14 protein-coding genes are annotated in these 18,720 nt (G+C 41.9%); 10 read left to right on the plus strand and 4 right to left on the minus strand.

Annotated elements, in window-relative coordinates:
- The 3 genes from FXV77_RS17350 (at position 1) to FXV77_RS17360 (ending at position 4,934) form a co-directional block, all read left to right on the plus strand.
- Positions 1-1,704, plus strand: a complete 1,704-nt coding sequence (locus tag FXV77_RS17350) for a RagB/SusD family nutrient uptake outer membrane protein (RefSeq protein ID WP_148920508.1) — start codon at positions 1-3, stop codon at positions 1,702-1,704.
- Between the two features lie 10 nt (positions 1,705-1,714).
- On the plus strand, positions 1,715-3,340 hold the full coding sequence (locus FXV77_RS17355) for a glycoside hydrolase family 32 protein (RefSeq protein WP_148920509.1): 1,626 nt from the start codon (positions 1,715-1,717) through the stop codon (positions 3,338-3,340).
- A 70-nt stretch (positions 3,341-3,410) separates the two neighbouring features.
- Positions 3,411-4,934: a glycoside hydrolase family 32 protein gene (locus tag FXV77_RS17360; protein WP_148920510.1), complete on the plus strand. Its 1,524-nt coding sequence runs from the start codon at positions 3,411-3,413 to the stop codon at positions 4,932-4,934.
- A 65-nt stretch (positions 4,935-4,999) separates the two neighbouring features.
- On the opposite strand, the gene FXV77_RS17365 is transcribed toward FXV77_RS17360, so the two are convergent.
- The 4 genes from FXV77_RS17365 to FXV77_RS17380 all read right to left on the minus strand — a co-directional run bounded on the left by FXV77_RS17365 (position 5,000) and on the right by FXV77_RS17380 (position 7,169).
- Positions 5,000-5,617: a hypothetical protein gene (locus FXV77_RS17365; RefSeq protein WP_148920511.1), complete on the minus strand. Its 618-nt coding sequence runs from the start codon at positions 5,615-5,617 to the stop codon at positions 5,000-5,002.
- A 149-nt stretch (positions 5,618-5,766) separates the two neighbouring features.
- Positions 5,767-6,006 (minus strand): hypothetical protein, encoded by a 240-nt coding sequence (locus tag FXV77_RS17370; RefSeq protein WP_148920512.1) that lies wholly within the window; start codon positions 6,004-6,006, stop codon positions 5,767-5,769.
- A gap of 153 nt (positions 6,007-6,159) precedes the next feature.
- Positions 6,160-6,606 (minus strand): helix-turn-helix transcriptional regulator, encoded by a 447-nt coding sequence (locus FXV77_RS17375; RefSeq protein WP_148920513.1) that lies wholly within the window; start codon positions 6,604-6,606, stop codon positions 6,160-6,162.
- Positions 6,607-6,650: 44 nt separating this feature from the next.
- Positions 6,651-7,169: a hypothetical protein gene (locus FXV77_RS17380; RefSeq protein WP_148920514.1), complete on the minus strand. Its 519-nt coding sequence runs from the start codon at positions 7,167-7,169 to the stop codon at positions 6,651-6,653.
- 269 nt (positions 7,170-7,438) lie between these two features.
- Here FXV77_RS17380 and FXV77_RS17385 point away from each other — a divergent pair, with 269 nt between their 5' ends.
- From FXV77_RS17385 to FXV77_RS17415, 7 genes are all read left to right on the plus strand, one after another.
- The gene (locus FXV77_RS17385) at positions 7,439-8,626 is read left to right on the plus strand and encodes an ankyrin repeat domain-containing protein (protein WP_148920515.1); all 1,188 of its coding nucleotides are present in this window, start codon (positions 7,439-7,441) and stop codon (positions 8,624-8,626) included.
- Positions 8,627-8,636: 10 nt separating this feature from the next.
- Positions 8,637-9,983, plus strand: coding sequence for an ankyrin repeat domain-containing protein (locus FXV77_RS17390; RefSeq protein ID WP_148920516.1), 1,347 nt, complete (start codon positions 8,637-8,639; stop codon positions 9,981-9,983).
- A gap of 111 nt (positions 9,984-10,094) precedes the next feature.
- Complete coding sequence (locus FXV77_RS17395) at positions 10,095-10,652, plus strand: RNA polymerase sigma factor (protein ID WP_148920517.1); 558 nt, start codon at positions 10,095-10,097, stop codon at positions 10,650-10,652.
- A gap of 61 nt (positions 10,653-10,713) precedes the next feature.
- Complete coding sequence (locus FXV77_RS17400; RefSeq protein WP_148920518.1) at positions 10,714-11,865, plus strand: FecR family protein; 1,152 nt, start codon at positions 10,714-10,716, stop codon at positions 11,863-11,865.
- Between the two features lie 187 nt (positions 11,866-12,052).
- Positions 12,053-15,490 (plus strand): SusC/RagA family TonB-linked outer membrane protein, encoded by a 3,438-nt coding sequence (locus FXV77_RS17405; RefSeq protein ID WP_246162508.1) that lies wholly within the window; start codon positions 12,053-12,055, stop codon positions 15,488-15,490.
- A gap of 8 nt (positions 15,491-15,498) precedes the next feature.
- On the plus strand, positions 15,499-17,058 hold the full coding sequence (locus tag FXV77_RS17410; protein ID WP_148920520.1) for a SusD/RagB family nutrient-binding outer membrane lipoprotein: 1,560 nt from the start codon (positions 15,499-15,501) through the stop codon (positions 17,056-17,058).
- Positions 17,059-17,094: 36 nt separating this feature from the next.
- Entirely contained in the window at positions 17,095-18,657 is a 1,563-nt protein-coding gene (locus tag FXV77_RS17415) for a DUF5689 domain-containing protein (RefSeq protein WP_148920521.1), read from the plus strand.
- Positions 18,658-18,720 lie beyond the last annotated feature (63 nt).

The raw sequence follows: 18,720 nt of genomic DNA on the forward strand, positions 1-18,720 counted from the left end.
ATGAAAGTATTTAACTTTTTCTGTATATATATCATATCTATTCTTTTTTCCTGTAAGGGTGAATTAGATATTCCAGCGCAGGGTGTTTTGAGCCCTGATCAGATCAGTACTTACGAAGATGCGGAAGCACTAGCTATTGCAGCTTATTCGCAATTGGGGAATGACCACTATAATTATCCTTTTAGTTTGTGGCCATTTGGAAATGTGCGCTCGGATGATGCTTACAAAGGTGGAAATAACATTAATGATATTGGTACATACAATGAGCTGGAAAATCCCCAGATCATGACCGTAAACAATGCGCGTTTTGATCAGCTTTGGTATCGTATCTATATCGGTGTCCGAAGAACCAATGAAGCTATTAGAGCACTCAAGAAATTTGATTCGTCTGTTAGTAGCAATTACGATTCAAGATTGGGTGAAATGTATTTTATCAGGGGGTATTGGTATCTCAAGTTGAAAATGTTATTCAAACATGTGGTTTACTTAACGGATGAGACGCCAATTGATGATTACGAAACGATCTCCAATAGAGTATATAGTGATCAAGAACTTTGGGAGCTGATAGCTGATGATTTCAAGCGCGCTATCGATTTATTGCCATCAACCCAACCGCAAATAGGACGAGCGAACAAATATGCAGCATATGCTTACTATGCTAAAACAAGGTTATATCAGGCGTATGTTCAAAATGAAGATCATGAAGTCATCAATATTGATAGAGATCTGCTTAACGAAGTTGTCGACGCCACAGGAAAAGTCTTAGAATCATCTTATGAATTGGAAGACGACTTTGCTAATAATTTTATTTACGAAAAAGAGAATGGTAAAGAATCCATATTTGCTGTTCAGTTTTCTACGGATGATGGCGTTGGAACAGCGGGGAGAACGGATAAAGGATATTATATTACCGCTCCACAAGGCATGGGTTGTTGTGATTTTCATAAGGTATCCCACAATCTCATTAATGCTTTTAAGACAGAAAATGGGCTGCCGATGTTTACACATTTTAACGATGATCTTGCGGATTTTTCTACAGATAATTTTGATCCAAGATTAGATCATACTGCCGCTAGACCCGGAATGCCGTGGAAATACAATGCCAATGAAATTTTCACCAACTCATGGAGCAGAACCCCCGGTGTATACGGCTACTTTAATTCTTTGAAAGAAAATGTCTCCCGTACCTGTGATTGCTATAAGATTGATGGCTCGTTTCGAGGTAATAGTAAAAATAGGATTGAAATGCGGTTTGCAGATGTGTTGCTGTTTAGAGCTGAAGCATTGATAGAATTGGATGATTATGAAGGCGGAATTACGCTGATCAATAGATTAAGGGAACGGGCGGCCAATAGTATAGCTTTATTAAAAGATACAGATGGGAATCCTCGACTTAATTACCAGGTTGAACAATATGTTCCGGGACTAAATATAACGCTAAATAAAACGAGCGCACGCCATGCGTTGCGTTTCGAGAGAAGGTTAGAAATGGCGATGGAAAACAGTCGTTTTTTTGACCTGGTACGCTGGGGAATATCAGCTGAAGTAATCAATACATTTTACCAAAAGGAAAGAGTGCGGATGCCTAATCTTTATACGGAGAACACCGTGTTTACGGCAAAGAGAAATGAGTACTTGCCTATACCACAAGCTCAAGTAAATTGGAGTAAAAATTTATATATTCAAAATGTTAATTATCAATAATAAATTTAATATGAAAATCAGATTAGAATTGTTTGCCATTGCTGCACAGGCGTTATTTATTTGCGGTACAAGCATCGCCCAAGATTATACATCAAAAGTTCCTTATTTTAGGTTTGATGATGTTAAAGACGTCCAAGATAAGAAAATACAGAATAATCCACTGGTAAAGCGGTTTAATTTATCGAGAGATGTTCAGAAATCGAACTTATTAAGACCAACTTATCATTATATTAATCCAGAAGGACGCCTCAATGATCCTAACGGTTTATGTTATTGGAATGGGAATTGGCATCTATTTTATCAGGCTTATCCGCCGGAAGATACAAGACAACATTGGGGACATGCGGTGAGTAAAGATTTGGTCCATTGGACTGATCTTCCTTATGCTATCTATCCAAATCCAGAAGAAAAGGTTTATTCGGGTGCTACGATGGTCGAAAAAGATCGTGTGATAGCGATGTATCATGGGACAAAGGTAGGTACCATGGTGGCGATATCATCAGATCCCCTTCTTTTAAATTGGGACAAAACACCGGAAAGCCCAGTTATCAAAATGCCTAAGCCGGATGAAAAATTGCCGTATAATGTTTTTGATCCCAATATATGGAAGGAAGGTGATTCTTACTATACTGTTTTGGCTGGCACTCGCCCAGAAGGTCCTGGTGGGAAAAATATCAGAGCAAACTTCTTGTTTAAGTCGAAAGATCTGGCGAGTTGGGAATATATGCATGAATTTATCGAAAATGATCTGTATTCTTTTGTAGGTGATGATGGCGCTTGTCCTTATTTTTTACCAATAGGCAAAGAAGGAAAGTATATATTCTTACATTTTAGTCACATGACGGGTGGTAAATACCTGATCGGAGACTATGATACGCAAAGGCACAAGTTTGTTGTTACGGATGGAGGACAGTTTAATCATGGTCCAGTTGGTTTTGGCGGAGTACACGCGCCTTCCGCATTTACAGATCAAAATGGGGATGTCGTGGTCATGTTCAATATGAATTCAGGTAAGAGAATACATGAGGGAAACTATACGGAGACGATGACGTTGCCGAGATTACTGTCTTTGGACGATCAAGGTCGATTATCGCAGAGACCAGTAGCCGCTTTAGAAACTTTACGATACAATAAGTTTGAACGCAAAAATATTCTTTTGCCAAAGGAACAATTTGTACTAATTCCAGAAGCTGCAGGAAGTGCAAAAGAAATTGTAATGAAAGTTGATTTAAAGGGGGCATCCTATTTAGAGCTCAACGTATTATCTTCTCCCGATAAAAGCGAATTTACACGAGTAATGTTCTATAAAAATGGCGGTGTACCAGAACGGGATATAAAAAATGGAAGGGGTAGATACAGTGCTATTGCAATTGATAATTCAAATGGTTCATTGGCCAACGACGTAACGCCGCGAGTAACCGAAACGGCTGATGTCTTTATCGGTAAAGAGGAGCTGGTTGAATTGAGGGTGTTTATTGACAAAAGCATCGTTGAAGTATTTGTTAATGGACGACAATGTATTGCTGTAGGAACCTATCCGACGCTTAAAGAAAGCGACTTGTTTTCTGTCAAGGCTCACGGCAAGGATGCGGAGATCGTTTCTTTCGAGTCATACAATATGAAGTCCATCTATTAGGCTTTCAAATTATACTCTATAACACAGGATAATAAAAGACCTTTATAAACAAATTATTAAAGGAATAACGATGACGAATGAATTAACAATTGGCTTACTAGCCCTTGCTTTAGTTGGATGCGGACCACAACACCCCTCCACGGAGCAAAACCAACAGATCGATAGTTTGGAAGATTATCGCCCGGCTTATCACTTTTCGCCAAAAAATGGCTGGATGAACGATCCCAACGGTCTTGTTTATCTGAATGGAACATATCATTTATTTTTCCAACATAATCCGGATGATACAAAATGGGGGCCGATGCACTGGGGACATGCTACGAGTACGGATTTACTACACTGGGAGGAACAGGAGATTGCACTTTTCCCCGATAGCTTGGGCACCATCTTCTCCGGAAGTGCGGTTATCGACAAAGATAATACAGCAGGTTTCGGCGCCAATGCGCTCGTGGCTATTTATACTAACCATAGCCATGAAATTGAAGATCAGAAAACCGGATTGCACCAAACACAAAGTATCGCTTATAGTCTAGATCAAGGCAAAACATGGACGAAGTATGACGGTAATCCGGTATTACCTAATCCGGGTATTTGGGATTTCCGCGATCCTAAGGTGATGTGGCATACCGAAACAAAGCAATGGATCATGACACTTGCTACAAAGCAGTCCATTACCTTTTACGGTTCCAAAAATCTAATAGAGTGGGAAAGATTAAGCGAGTTTGGCGAGGGGATAGGTGCACATGGAGGCGTATGGGAATGTCCGGATTTATTGCCGTTCTCTACAGCCGAAGGGGAGAAATGGGTGTTGTTGGTCAGTATCAATCCCGGTGGACCGAACACTGGCTCGGCTACACAATACTTTGTTGGAGACTTCGACGGTAAAACCTTTACAACTACACAGAACGATATCCGTTGGATGGATTATGGCCCGGACAACTACGCGGGTGTTACGTTTTCGAATACCGGCGACCGAAAGCTGTTGATCGGTTGGATGAGCAACTGGGAATATGCAAACGATGTTCCGGCATCCACTTGGCGAAGCGGAAATACGATTGTGCGGGAATTAGGATTGGCAAAAGAAGGTGATAAATGGTTACTAACATCTACACCTGCGCCGGAAATTGATAAAGTAAGCGAAATAACAACCAAATCCAAGTCAGTAGAATTAGCCAATGAAGCCGATCTAAGTGACGCTATCGCTTCACTCCAAAATACCTTTGACGCATCGTTTACGTTGAAGAAAGCTACCGGCTTCCAAGTAACGTTATCAAATGAAGAGGGGGAGACGTTAGTATTCGGCTATGATGCGGCAAAACAACAGTATTTCATTGATCGTTCGAAAGCGGGTGACGCGAATTTCAGCGATAAATTTATCCATCGTCCGGTTGCCCCACGTTTGATTCAGGGAGATGGTTTAGATATTCGTTTCTTGTTGGATCGCAATTCCATCGAATTATTTGCTGACGGAGGAAAAAGCAATATGAGCGCTTTATTCTTTACGAAGAAACCGTTCACGAAATTGCAAATAGCAGCGGACGAAGCGAACACACTGGATGCTTTTAAAGTGAAGGCTTTATATATTGGTTTTTAAACATACTAAAAAAATACGGTAAACTAAATATCCGACCTGCACGTGAGCAGGTCGGATAAATAAAATCATACCACGACACAGCGCACGGTGTCGCTGTAATTGGGTGTTGGAATGGTGCCAAGATAGGTTACCCGGAATTCGTATTCCTGTAGGTAATCTAAATCTGAAATGCCCAATTTGGATTTTGTACTAAGTACCGTTGTCCATTCGTTCATACTACCGGCCTTGCGGTATTCAAACTGATAGAACCTTGCCTGGCGCCATGGGTTGACGCGCAACTGTACCGTGTTAGTTCCCGGATGGGTAACTACAGCACGTAGGTCGTTGGCCTTGGGTGAAATTCCTGCGCTAGGCGCATTGTTTTTGCCTGGTACGAACCCCGCCGCCAACACGATGTTGGGGTCGCCTTTAGCAACAGACTCTACATGCAACGACAGGTCATAGAGCAGTTGTCTGACCAAAACTGCCTGCTGGTTTTTGATGACCACCTGCCGCATGTCTCTAAACGCTGCTTCGGATAAAGAATCCGTGTAATCCGCTAACGCAGTTTCCAATAGTGTTACTTTCTCCGTGGCCTCCGGAAACAGATCTGCATTCTCCTTTGATTTTTTGACCACGTTCGAGGCGTATTGAACCAACCTTGATTCCGTACGCGTTTTTGATGTTAGTACTGGCTTTGCCATAATGATAAAATTTAAATTGTTTATAAAAAATTAATTAACGCCTCAAATATAGGGAGAGGTGTTTCGTAGGAGGGGGGCTATTTGGGTCAACTTTTCCGCCAACACCGGATAGTTGTGACCCGATTAGCCCCCCTGTCTTTATTTTTGTTTCAAAAACGGCGTTTTCGATAAATAAAAGCATATTTTATGGTGAGCGTTGACTTACTGTTGTACATCAACAATGCCCCATTGTGCTTCAACAATAAGTCATGTGTGTTCACCGATAAGCTAAAGGTGATGTATTTTTGCCCGTTGGTATAGTACAGCGGACTACGGGAAATGACAGCTAGACTAAAGTATACGTGCACCAGGTCATCACTCATGTAAGCGGTGTCATTGGTGATGTCCATAGCCTTGTTGGTGTGTATCGTTACGGGGTTGTTCTATTCATATGGCACAATGGTATAGCGCAATGCGTCAAAAGCGGTTTGCGTTGAGCCATTGATCATGACCGATCAGATAGGACACATGTAAGCAGAGAGAATAGTCAGTACCAGCGTCGATTAAAACAATCGCTTCAACCGCATGCTATCCCGATATTGCAGGGGACTTAGCATAAAGCGTTTGGTAAAAAGACGTTTGAAATTTTTGGGGCAGGCAAAATTTAAAGAAGATGCTATTGTTGCTATTGGTTTATTTGAGTCTCGGATACATGCTCTTGCTTCCTGGAGCCTAAATTCCATTATCTGTTCGGTTACCTTAAAAGGTTTGTCTTGGAAAGCTCTTTTTAATGTACTTTCACTTACATGCAGTGCGCTAGCAATGGTTTCGATATTGGTTTGGTCATCATAGAAGTTGTCCCGGATATATGCCACGGCTTTATAATACAGCTCGATTTCGTGATCTGTCCCGTCAACAGCAGGTGGTTCCATTTCTTGGAATACATGCCGGAAGAATCGGATGTTCCAATTGGCCAATTGGTAATACGTACTAAATGGTCGAAATTCCATCTGTTGAAGTCCGTCCAGTATACGTTTTAGCTTCGCATGGAGACTTATCGTTCGATGATGCGATGCGAGATATCGTCTTCGGCTGTTGTAGCAAATAGCGGCTTTAGCTGTGCATATTCCGCTGTCAACTCTTGAAGCATATCGCCATCAATTCCTAACAGCAAAAACCAGGAACTGTTGGTACTTAAAGAAATCAAATGATCATCGATCATTGTTTGATAGCAGAGTAGCATATCGGTAGGTACCCGGTACAGACTGTCCAATGTCAGCGAAATTCCTGTTCGCATATTGATAAGAAGCCAGAGATAGCGACCCGGAGCAGTAACCTGCATGGATAAGTCGGCAGACAGCTTCGTATCTTTGAATTCAAACCAACAGAAATCTTTCCCGTTGAAATAGCGATAAGATAAATTCGTTTCTAACGAGGGGGTAAGAGTCGTGTGATGTACAGTAGAAGCATTATTCAATACAGGTTCTGGAAGAAAGGCTAAATAGCCGTCAAAGTGCTGGCTATTATATATAACGCGATCATCTGAAAATTGTACAAAACTGGCTTTAAACATGCTTATTATATCGGTTTACCTCTAAGATAATAAAAATGGTGCAAATTTGTACTTTTTCATGTATATAGTTTGTAGATACATTAAATTGTCTAACGTTAAAAACGGCATCAGAAAAATAAAGTATATTTCCTCCATAAAATAGCCCTTGATGGCAGAGGAGAGCGAAATCAATTCATTTTATATTATGCGCAAATAAATTGCATATAAAAATGTATTTATTTAGGTTTAGCTTCGTTTTTTATAACAAGAAATGATCAACACAAGGTAGTATGAGCGAATTTGACAAAGATGCATTTATTAAAGTGCTATTTAACAGGAATGAAGACACACTCATTGATTATTTAAAAACACCACATGGTAAACTGCCCGAAAGCGAGGTAAACCGGCTCTTTCAAACCATGTTACAGAACAGATTCTGGGAAGCATTAGCTTATGGTGTGGATAGCAATTTGGTGGAAACCGATTTATTTGAATACGAGTCCATTAGCCGAACACCCTTAGAATACCTCTTAAAGCCCTACCTTTCCAAGGAAGAAGATTGGGAGATATATCTTCCTATATTTAATCGTTTTCTGGCTAATGTAGACGATATCAATGAAGAAATAGAGGGGCACAACCTGCTCTCGTATGCTATCGACAATAAATCATCCATACACATTTTGAAAGCCCTTGTCGATGCCGGTATTCGCATGGATTACCAGGATAGGTATGGGTTAACGTATTTACATCAATTTTGTAAACAATTGCGTATGCCGCCGCCACATACGGAAGAAATTGTACAACTTTTATTAGATGCTGGTGTGGATATAAATGCGCAGACCATAACACAAGAAACGGCTTTGTTTACGGCAATAGAAACGGGAAATTTGCCCACCATTAAGATCTTGTTGGAAGCGGGTGCTGACGTAAACCAGGTCAATGCAAATGGATATAGTTTATTCTATATAGCAGCCGCACATCGACAGGACGTCAATTTACTAAAACTACTATTAGATTATGGTTTGCCGGATTTCAGTCAGTTGAACAAAGAGAAAGAAAACTTGCTGAACGGCTTTTTACGTTACCTACAGGGAGGAGAATCGGGGCTGGCGATACTACGCTTGTTGATGGACAATGGGGCGGTGCTTACGGATACTTCTGAATATTATCATCGTCCGAAAGCAGGTATCGACTGGGTAGCGGAAAAGCCTTCCGAAGTACTTGCATTTTTACTGGAACATCATTATATCGATGTAAACGGACAGGACGATGAGGGTAATACCATATTGATGAAAGTGTGTGCGCAGGATTCAAATCACGAAGAAACCAAAGCAAAACAAACCTATCGGAAAGTCAAGATGCTATTAAAACATGGAGCAGATCCAACGATCGAAAATACGCAGGATAAAAAAGCCCTAGATTATGCTATGGAGGACCAATTGCAAACAAAAGTAGTCGAATTATTAGTTGGTAAGTAAAAAAATAAATATGTCGCAATCATTTATGGTAGCCTGCGAAGGTGGAAAAAGAAAAATAGCGGAAATACTATTGGAAAAACAACAAGTGGATGTAAAATACACCGATGAACGAGGGCGTACTGCGTTGCATTATGCCGCATATCAGGGTTATACCGATATTGTAAAGCAGCTCCTCGGGGCGGGCGCAGATATTAATTACGAAGATCATCATGGTGAAACACCGTTATTTTTTGCAGTAATAAATAAACAAAAGCAAACAATATTCCACTTACTGAACAATGACGCCAATCCACAGATCAACGATTTTCAAGGAAATAGTCTGTTGCATGTCCTAGCAAAAACCGGACAGCAGGATGTTGCCGAAAAATTGATAGGGTTGGGGTTGGATGTAAATGCCTTGAACAAAGACGGTATCCCGCCGCTATTAATAGCGACGCGTAATAAATTCCTACCTATCGTAAAGTTGCTGACGCAGAACCGGGCAGATGTCGATTTTACGGACAAAATGGGAAATAGTGCTTTGCGTATTGCCGTTGAAAACAATGTGATTCCCATTGTGAATCTGTTACTGGACAATGGAGCTTCGGTGAATCTTTCGAATGACTCGAACGAAAGTCCGTTGTTAATAGCTGTCCGTTTAGGAAACCGTATTGTTGCGGAGAAATTAATCGAACAAGGTGCAGATATTTTTGCAGAGACCAGGGAGGGGATTTCTCCTGTTTGGTATGCAGTAGGTGCCAATCAAAAAGAATTAGTACATGTTTTTCTACAAAAGGGATTATCTGCAGACTATGCCCGGAGCGTAGATGCGTGGGATGGAAAAGATGGAAGCTATATGGAAAAACTGATTTCCAATACAGGTGGTCGCACATTCGTTCTAGGCTTTGAATCTCATTATGCGGGAGAAACCTTATTACAAACAGCTACGAAATTCGGTTATCTATCGATGGTAAAATTACTATTGGAAAATGGTGCGAACATCGATAAACAGGATGCCTCGGGCAATACGGCACTACATTATGGTGCGGCGTACGGTAAAAAAGATATTGTGCGCTATCTGCTAAGCCACGGTGCAACAACAGATATAGCCAATTGCCTGGAGCAGAAACCCATCGACTATTCGAATATGAAGGGACTTAATGAGATAACCGCATTATTGATTGATTTCGGAGCCAAAACCAATACCATTGAGGATGGACCAATTCAAGAAAAGAAACCAGAACAGCCTGTGCAAACAGGAACATTGGACATGGAACAAAAGAAAAAAGCATTATTTGATTTGAAAGAGCTATTAGATGCCGGTATTCTCTCTGACGAGGAGTTTCAACAACAGAAGCAGAAGATTTTAGAAAATTAATATTTACCTAATATTCGACAAAAGATAAAATTGTAATTTTGGCTTGTGATTATTTTTTTGATATGGATAAACTTTTCCTAACTTTAACAAAACTGATCAAAAGCCTTTGTCTTGAACGGTTATAAAACATATACGGATACAGAATTATTAGCCTTGTGTAAAGCAGGAGATAAGCTGGGGTTTTCGGAAATATACGACCGATATTGGAATCCGTTATATCGGCATGCTTATAGGCTTCTCAAAGATAAGATCGCCGCACAGGATGTGGTTCAAGAAGTATTTGTCAATCTTTGGGATAAAATAGCGACGTTAGATCTACAAGGCTCCCTGAGCTCTTATTTGTATGCGATTGTGCGGAATAGGATATTAAATCTTATCCAAAAAGAAAAGCTTCATGGAGAATATATCCATTCTTTTGTCCAATTCATGGAAACCTCAGAAGCAATAACGGATCATAGAATTCGTGAACAGATGCTTAAAGAAAAAATCGAAAAGGAAGTCGCGCATCTACCTGCTAAAATGAGGCATATTTTTGAAATGAGCAGGACACAGCATCTATCTTACCGCGAAATTGCTGAAGAACTGGACCTTTCCGATAAAACGGTAAAGAAACAGGTCAGTAATGCTATAAAAATACTTCGTTTAAAATTAAGCGGATTTATTTCTTAAAAAAAATCTACTACCAACTACGCCAAAGATTGTCATACCCTATATAACAGGCCAAGTGTTTATGGATGACAAAGAAATAAAGGAAATTTTAAAAAGATATCAGACAGGCTCATGTTCAGAAGAAGAAAAGGCATGGGTCGAATCGTGGTATTTGCGCCTGGGAGATGATGCAGATCATGATGAATTGCAGGAAGCTGAAATACCTTCTTTCAAGCAAGGAATCTGGGAAGGTATCATCTCCCAACGACCAGCTATATCTCCTAGACGTCGCCCTGTAAACTTATATTACAAAACGGCCGTAGCCGCCGCAGTGCTTATTACGATGTGTTTTGCTTTCTATTTTTTCAATGACCGTGCCGCTCCAACGATGAACACGACGCATACAATGGATAAGCAGGACGCTATTCGCCCGGGCAGCAATAAGGCTTATCTTACGCTTGCAGACGGTAAAAAAATTAATCTTAGTGACGAAGAGGATGGCATGTTATTGGAACAGCATGGAATGAAAATCGTTAAGAATCCGAACGGAGAGCTGATATATGAGGTTTCAGAAACAGCTTCTTCCAATGCAAGCTTAGTAGGAAGCAATACCATAGAGACGCCGATAGGTGGACAATATCAAGTTGTATTGCCCGATGGCACCAAAGTCTGGTTAAACTCATCCTCTTCGTTAGCATATCCGGTAAAATTTGACGCGAGCGAAAGAAAAGTTATACTGCACGGTGAAGGCTATTTTGAGGTAGCCTCCGACAAGAGTAGACCTTTCCGTGTGGTATCGGAAAACCAGACGATTGAAGTCTTGGGAACAAAATTTAATGTCAATACCTATCCAGATGAAAGCGCTATGAAAACGACGCTCCTGGAGGGTAGCGTGAAAGTTTCCTTGAGCAATAACATGTCGAGAATTCTCCAGCCGGGAGAACAAGCATCGGCTGTTGGTCAACATATCGACGTCCAGCGGGTGGATACCGACCAGGCTGTAGCGTGGTACACGGGAGATTTCGCTTTTGATGGCGTAGAACTCAGAAATATTATGCGTCAGATATGCCGTTGGTATGGTGTGGAAGTTGTATACCAACACGACGTAGGAGATATGAAGTTTGGAGGCTCGATTTCCCGGTCAAAAGACATAGAGGAAGTACTCAAAGTACTCTCGATGACCAAAGGTGTAAACTTTAAATTGGAAGGAAGGAGGGTAGTGGTTATGCAATAATAGTATCTTATTATTAATAATGGATGACCACAGAAAAAACCGGAAACGTTGGCGCGTTCCCGGTCAAGCATGGTTCTCCATAAAATACATCATGTGTCGAAACAATAAGTATGAATAAAGTAACCTTCAACAAATGTATAAAAATTATGCAATTTCTTTTCCTTGCCAGGATTTAAAATCATTGCTTATGCGGGTCAAATTAATATGTATTTTTCTTTTGCTTGCATTCTTACAAATCTCCTTTGCCTCCAAAGCACAATATATTACGTTGGCAAAGAACAATATAAGCCTCGCTGAGCTGTTTAAAGAAATAAAACGACAAAGTGGTTATGATTTTGTATATCCATATGACCTATTAAGTAAAGGAAAGACCGTCAATATAAACGTGAAAAATAAGCCTTTGCGTGTAGTATTAGAGGAGAGCTTCAAAAATCAGCCGTTTACTTACGAGGTGGAGAGCAATACGGTGATTGTTTCCCCTAAAACGAGGGTTTTGCAATCATCATCTTCACAACCAGGATTGACCATCAGCGGGCGTGTATTGGACCGAAACAACGCACCTTTGGAAAGGGTCTCCATCAGTGACGAGAACGGTGTTGTTTTGGGGATGACCAATACTTCAGGCGAATATAAGGTAAAGATTGATGATCGCAACGCGACGTTAACATTTAGCGCAATTGGATTTCAAAAGCAGCAAGTAGTCATCAACAACCGAACGACCATCCATGTTGTTTTACAGGAAAGTGTCGAAGAATTAAACGAAGTCGTGGTCACCGCTTTGGGTATACAGCGCGAAGAAAAGGCGTTAGGCTATGCGATAACCAAGATAGATAGTTCGCAATTAACAGATGCGCCATCTGGAAACTGGTTGGATGCCTTGTCTGGGAAAGTGCCCGGATTGAACATGGTACGATCCAATGGTGGTCCTACAGGATCAAATAAAGTTATTCTACGTGGCGAGAACAACCTTACCGGCGAAAACGAAGCGTTGATTGTCGTGGATGGCGTCGTGTTGAACACAAGTAGCGGACGTAGGACAGCTACGGGAGGAGACGCTGCAGCACCTTCCGACGGGGTGCAACCTACCGATTTCGGTAGTGGAATTAATGATATCAATCCCGAAGACATTGAAAGTGTGACAGTGTTGAGAGGCCCCGGTGCGTCTGCTTTATACGGGCAACGTGGTGCTAATGGTGCTATTATCATTACGACTAAATCCGGTAGTGGTAATCGTAAAACGGCTATGCCTAGTATTACATTTACCTCCAATGTGGCGTTTGAGGAGGCCAATCGCTGGCCTGATCTGCAGTACGAGTATGGACAGGGACTTAATGGTGCGGCAACTTATCATTATGGAACGAATAGCGCAACAAGTTTGACGTGGGGGCCGAGATTCAATGGTCAATCTTTTATACAGTATGATCCCGAAACGCAAGGAGCCGGAAGGGAACCCACACCTTGGGTACCGTATCGGAATCAGATCCAGGAATTTTTTGAAACGGGGCGTACGTTCACGAATTCCCTCAGTTTTAACGGAAACGTGAAAAATACAACTTATCGATTATCTGCGACACACGGCGAGAATAGCTGGATTATTCCCAATACAGGTTATAGACGTAGCCATGTTTCGTTGTCTACCAATAGCAAGATCACATCCAAATTGGATCTATCCTTAAAGGCTAACTATACCAATAAGTTTAGTGATAACCTACCCGGAATGGGTTATGGTAACCAATCCGTTATGTATTGGTATGTGTTCTGGGTGCCCAATGGCGATATTAATTGGTTAAGAAACTATTGGGTAAAAGATAAGGAATACGAAGAACTGCATGATGTTTTTACGACAGCACCCGAAAATCCGTATGCCATATCGCATGAGTTTATCAATGGTTCCAATCGCAATAGTATTACGGGTAATTTACAAGCAAGCTATGCCTTTTCAAAGGAGTGGAATCTACAAGTACGGGCCACGGTGGACAATTCGGGCGATGACCGGCATCAGAAACGTCCATGGACAGCAGCCCGGTTACCCTTAGGTTCCTACCGTACGCAGGATATCAATATTAGTGAGATTAGTGGGGACTTTTTGCTGAAATATGATAAACAGGTGCATGAAGATATTCGGATGACGACCTCGATTGGCGGAAGCATGCTGAGAAACCGCTATTATAAGAATGAAATACGGGCGGATGGTCTGACAGAACCCAACGTGTATAGTTTCGATAACGCTGCTTATGATCTCGTCACCATCCCCGATACCGCGCGTTTCAATATCAACAGCTTGTATGGATTGTTGTCGACAAGTTATAAAGACTATCTTTATCTAGACTTAACGGCGCGACAGGACTGGAGTAGTATTTTGGCTACGCCAACACGTAAAGATAGAGTAGGGTTCTTCTATCCATCTGCTAATCTAAGTTTTATAGCGTCTGATTATTTCGAAATGCCAAAGATTTTCAATTTGGCGAAGCTTCGCGTATCATTGTCGCAAACAGGCAGTGGTGGTACTACGCCTTATTTAACGGCTTATGCTTATCCATGGGCGGCCGACGGTATATATCCCGACGGTTCACTACAAAACCCCACTATCTTGCCCAACCCGGATCTGAAACCTTTAAAAACAACAACATTCGAAATAGGAACAGATATACGAATGTTCAAAAATCGTCTGGGATTGGACATTGCTTGGTATAGTGGAAATACCAAAAACCAGATCCTAAACAGGATAGTAGACCGTTCGTCTGGTTACACCAGACAGATTATCAACGCCGGACAGATCGATAATTCTGGATTGGAAATCGCATTGAATGGTACATTAGTGCAAACGGAGCATTTCCGATGGAAGGCATTTTCTACATTCTCAACCAATAAGAACAAAATCGTGTCTATGGCAGAATTGGACAGTACCGTTATTCTTCGGACCAGCCCTGTCGGCGGAACACAGATCGTAGCGAAAGTAGGAGGGAGTATGGGCGATATGTACGGGATTGGATTTCAACGCTCTCCAGATGGAGAGGTGATATACGATGCCAGCTCTGGGCTTGCGCAGCTGACTTCAGAACCTATTTATCTGGGCAATACGATTCCTAAGTATAGAGGTAGTATTGGTACAGAATTTACGTTTAAAGGATTTCGATTGAATGTCCTGTTTGATGGCCAATTGGGAGGTGTGGGGCATTCCTATACGCACGGACGTTTGGCAGATTTTGGGAAGTTGACAGCCACATTGCCCGGAAGATATAGTGGTATTATCGGAAATGGCGTGGTACAGAACCCAGATGGTACATTTAGTCCGAATACGACGATTACCCAGGACATTACCTCGTTTTACAATTTCACCATGGGGACCGCCAACGGCGAGGGAGCGACCTATAAGACTGATTTTATTAAATTCAGAGAGGCAAGACTAGATTATACGTTACCAAAATCGGTATTGTCTTCACTTAAACTGTCCAGAGCCACGATCGGTGTGTATGGTCGTAACCTATTCATCTGGTCCAGCTGGCCAATGTTTGATCCCGAGTTTGGTACATTGAGCGGTACCGATATTGTACAAGGATTTGAAGTAGGACAGTTTCCTTCGACCCGTACGTTTGGTTTTAATTTAGTTGTAGGCATTAAATAATCAGGAACATGAAAAGAATATTAACTGTTGCATTGGTTTTATGGACGATTATTTGTTTCACGGCCTGCACAAAAGATTTTGAGAAAATAAATACCGATCCAATTAGTATCACCAGTACAACACCCGAAAAGTTGCTGGCGCCGGCGTTAGTGAATATGCTGCGTACGAATTTGATACGTAACCGTAATTTCAATAATGAACTGATGCAGGTTACCGTAACCAGAAGCGAAGACGAAAACGCAGTATTCAGATATGATTTTAGACCCAATATGGCCGATTATACCTGGAATGGCTGGTATTCTGAGTTGACGAATTTTAGGGATATTTATGAAATTGCCTCTACGGAAGAATACCAAAATGATGCTTATAAAGGTATCGCTTTGATTTGCGAAGTTTGGGGATTCTCTTTATTGACAGACACCTATGGTGACGTGCCCTTTACGGAGGCCAACAAGGGAAAGCTCGGCATCGTGGAACCCACTTTTGATACACAAAAAGATATCTATATGGCCTTTTTTGATAAACTGGAAGAAGCAAACACGTTGTTGTCCAACAGTATGGCAAGCGTGGTAGAATCGAGTGATCCTGTTTATAAAGGCGATGTTGCTTCGTGGCGTAAATTCGGCAATAGTCTGTATCTAAGGTTACTTTTGAGAGTTTCGGGAAAAGCAGAAGTGTCTGCTGACGTTATTGCCAAAATCAAGGAAATAATAGAAGACAGTCCGGCTCAGTATCCAACTTTTGCTTCTAACGAAGAATCTGCTGTGCTTAAATGGACGGGAGGAACAGTGACGACAGATCCTTTTACCAATCCTTATGTCACTTCATTGCGCGAGATAGATTTTACTATCCCGTCATTATGTAACTTTTTTATCCTTAAACTGAGCAATTGGAACGATCCCCGGATCGATATCGACGAACCTTACGGTCTCAATAGCCGTAACCGACTGGGAATTGCCCCTGGCTCAGGAGGATTTATTGGGATAGAAAGTGGCTACGAACCGGGTGGAGCAGAAGATAAGCAAGCTTACTTCTACGCGTTTGGAACTTCTGATTTCTCCTTGCACAAAAATCCGCTGACGGGTATAATCATGACTTATGCAGAATTGGAATTTATCAAGGCGGAAGCGGCGGCAAAAGGTTGGATAAGCAGTTCAGCCGCCGATCACTATCACCGTGGAATGGCCAATGCTATCCATTATTGGGTACCGGCTTTTACAACGGACATTGCCGACGCGGAGTTTACGGATTACGTAACGAATGCAGGAATCGGTTGGGATGATGCACTGCCGTTGGATGCTTCTACAGGAGACAGTAAGATGGAGCGCATACATGTACAGAAATATATCTGCCTCTTTATGACGGATTTTCAACAATGGTTTGAGCACCGACGTACCGGCCACCCCATATTACCTAAGGGACCCGGATTGAGAAACGGTGGAAATTTACCGGTAAGGTTGAATTATCCCGTATATGTACAGTCCGCTAATTCAACCAACTACAGAAGAGCGGTAGCGAGTATGGGAGGCGATAGTATCAATACCCTTGTTTGGTGGCAGAAGCCGTAATTAATGGAATGTTCTATTTAAAAAATATTGATGTATATGAACAGATTAATAGTAAACCTGATATCGTTATTCGGCGTCCTATTGCTATTGGGGGCCTGCGATAAAACGGGAAATTTTCCCGGAGCGGAGGTCAACCCACATATTGCTATTTATGATTTGCGGAGTTTTTATAAGGATGCAGATTATTCGTTGACAGCGGAATCCATGTTGGGGGCGAAAGGGGTGACGGGCATCGTGGTCTCTGATCATAGCGGTCAGAATCTCCCCGCCGGGTTATTAATGGTACAAGATAAGATGCGTCTAAACGAGCTTCGGGGGATCGCCATCGATATCGGAGCAGATGCAGCAAAATATGTTCCCGGAGATTCCGTATCAGTCGATTTGGTTGGCGGCGTGTTGAAGCGTGTCGAGGGGCTTTTGCAAGTAACAGGCCTGGACGGTTCCGTAGTAACCAAAATTGCTTCCGAAAGACCCATAGCAGTCAACAGGATACCCAGTAGCTATATTTTAGCAGACCCGGACAAATACGAAAGTACGGAATTGGTCATTGTAAAAGGCGGATTTGATCCAATACCCGATCCGACGGATACGTACAGCGGCGATAGGCTTGTCAATGATGGCTTTGATAACTTTGTTTTGCATACGGAATCAAACGCCAGTTTCGCGAACGAACCATTACCGGGAATGGCTAATTTCTTTGGAGTGGTGGCCTATAGCAAAGACGATAACGGAAATTTTAAACCGCATTTACGAATTCGTCGGCTTGAAGATATCACCGTATTAAGTTCTTCCGTTATACGTTCGCCTATCGTAATTTCGGGTTACATCGGTGACGTACAAGGCACGGATCTGGACGGTGAGTATATGCAATTTCTGGCAACTGAAGACATCGACTTCTCGGTAACACCATTCTCCGTTGTAACCCATAATACGAGTTCTGGTTATCAGCCAACTGGAGTGCCCCTAAAAGGTTGGGCAACCGGCGGTCGACGTTCCTATAAATTTGATCTGACCAGCGGTAAGGTTAATCAGGGAGAATACTTTTATGTAGGCAATTCATCCAAGCTGGTCAATGGCGTAGGATCTGCCTCCATAGCACACGGTAAATGGATCGTGTCTAGAGTAACCGGCTCTATACCGGGTGACGGTATCGGAGATGTAAGTACCGATTTATTCCTCAATGCAACCAGTGCTTTTACAGATGCCATTGCTGTGTTTGAAGGGATAGAGGTGGATCAGTATGCTATTCCCATTGATGTTATCGTGACAGGTTACAACGGTGCTATCTTGAATATTGCACAGCAAGCCGGCCTACGTATTGCCAATACGGATTGGTACGATATCATCAATCCGGTTACCTTGGAGGAGCAACCTTTTTATAAACAAGGATCTAACACTATTTATCTAAGCCGCAAAGGAGCTGGTTATTTTTATAAATTGGGAGGAGAATACAATATCCGCTTAGGGCGTTGGGTAAAAGCGCGAATGGATAGAGCATTGCTTTTGTCGATGGAATCGACATTGGAAGAATTGGAAACAGAGTTTCCTGTGGCAGATGATACATCCGAAGGTTGGCTGCCAACACAGGTTGTGGAGTAGAATAATACATAAGCAAAAATGGAAATCTCCAACAACGTATTTTGTTGGAGATTTCATTAAATG

It is taken from the genome of Sphingobacterium phlebotomi, assembly GCF_008180195.1.
Classification (GTDB): domain Bacteria; phylum Bacteroidota; class Bacteroidia; order Sphingobacteriales; family Sphingobacteriaceae; genus Sphingobacterium; species Sphingobacterium phlebotomi.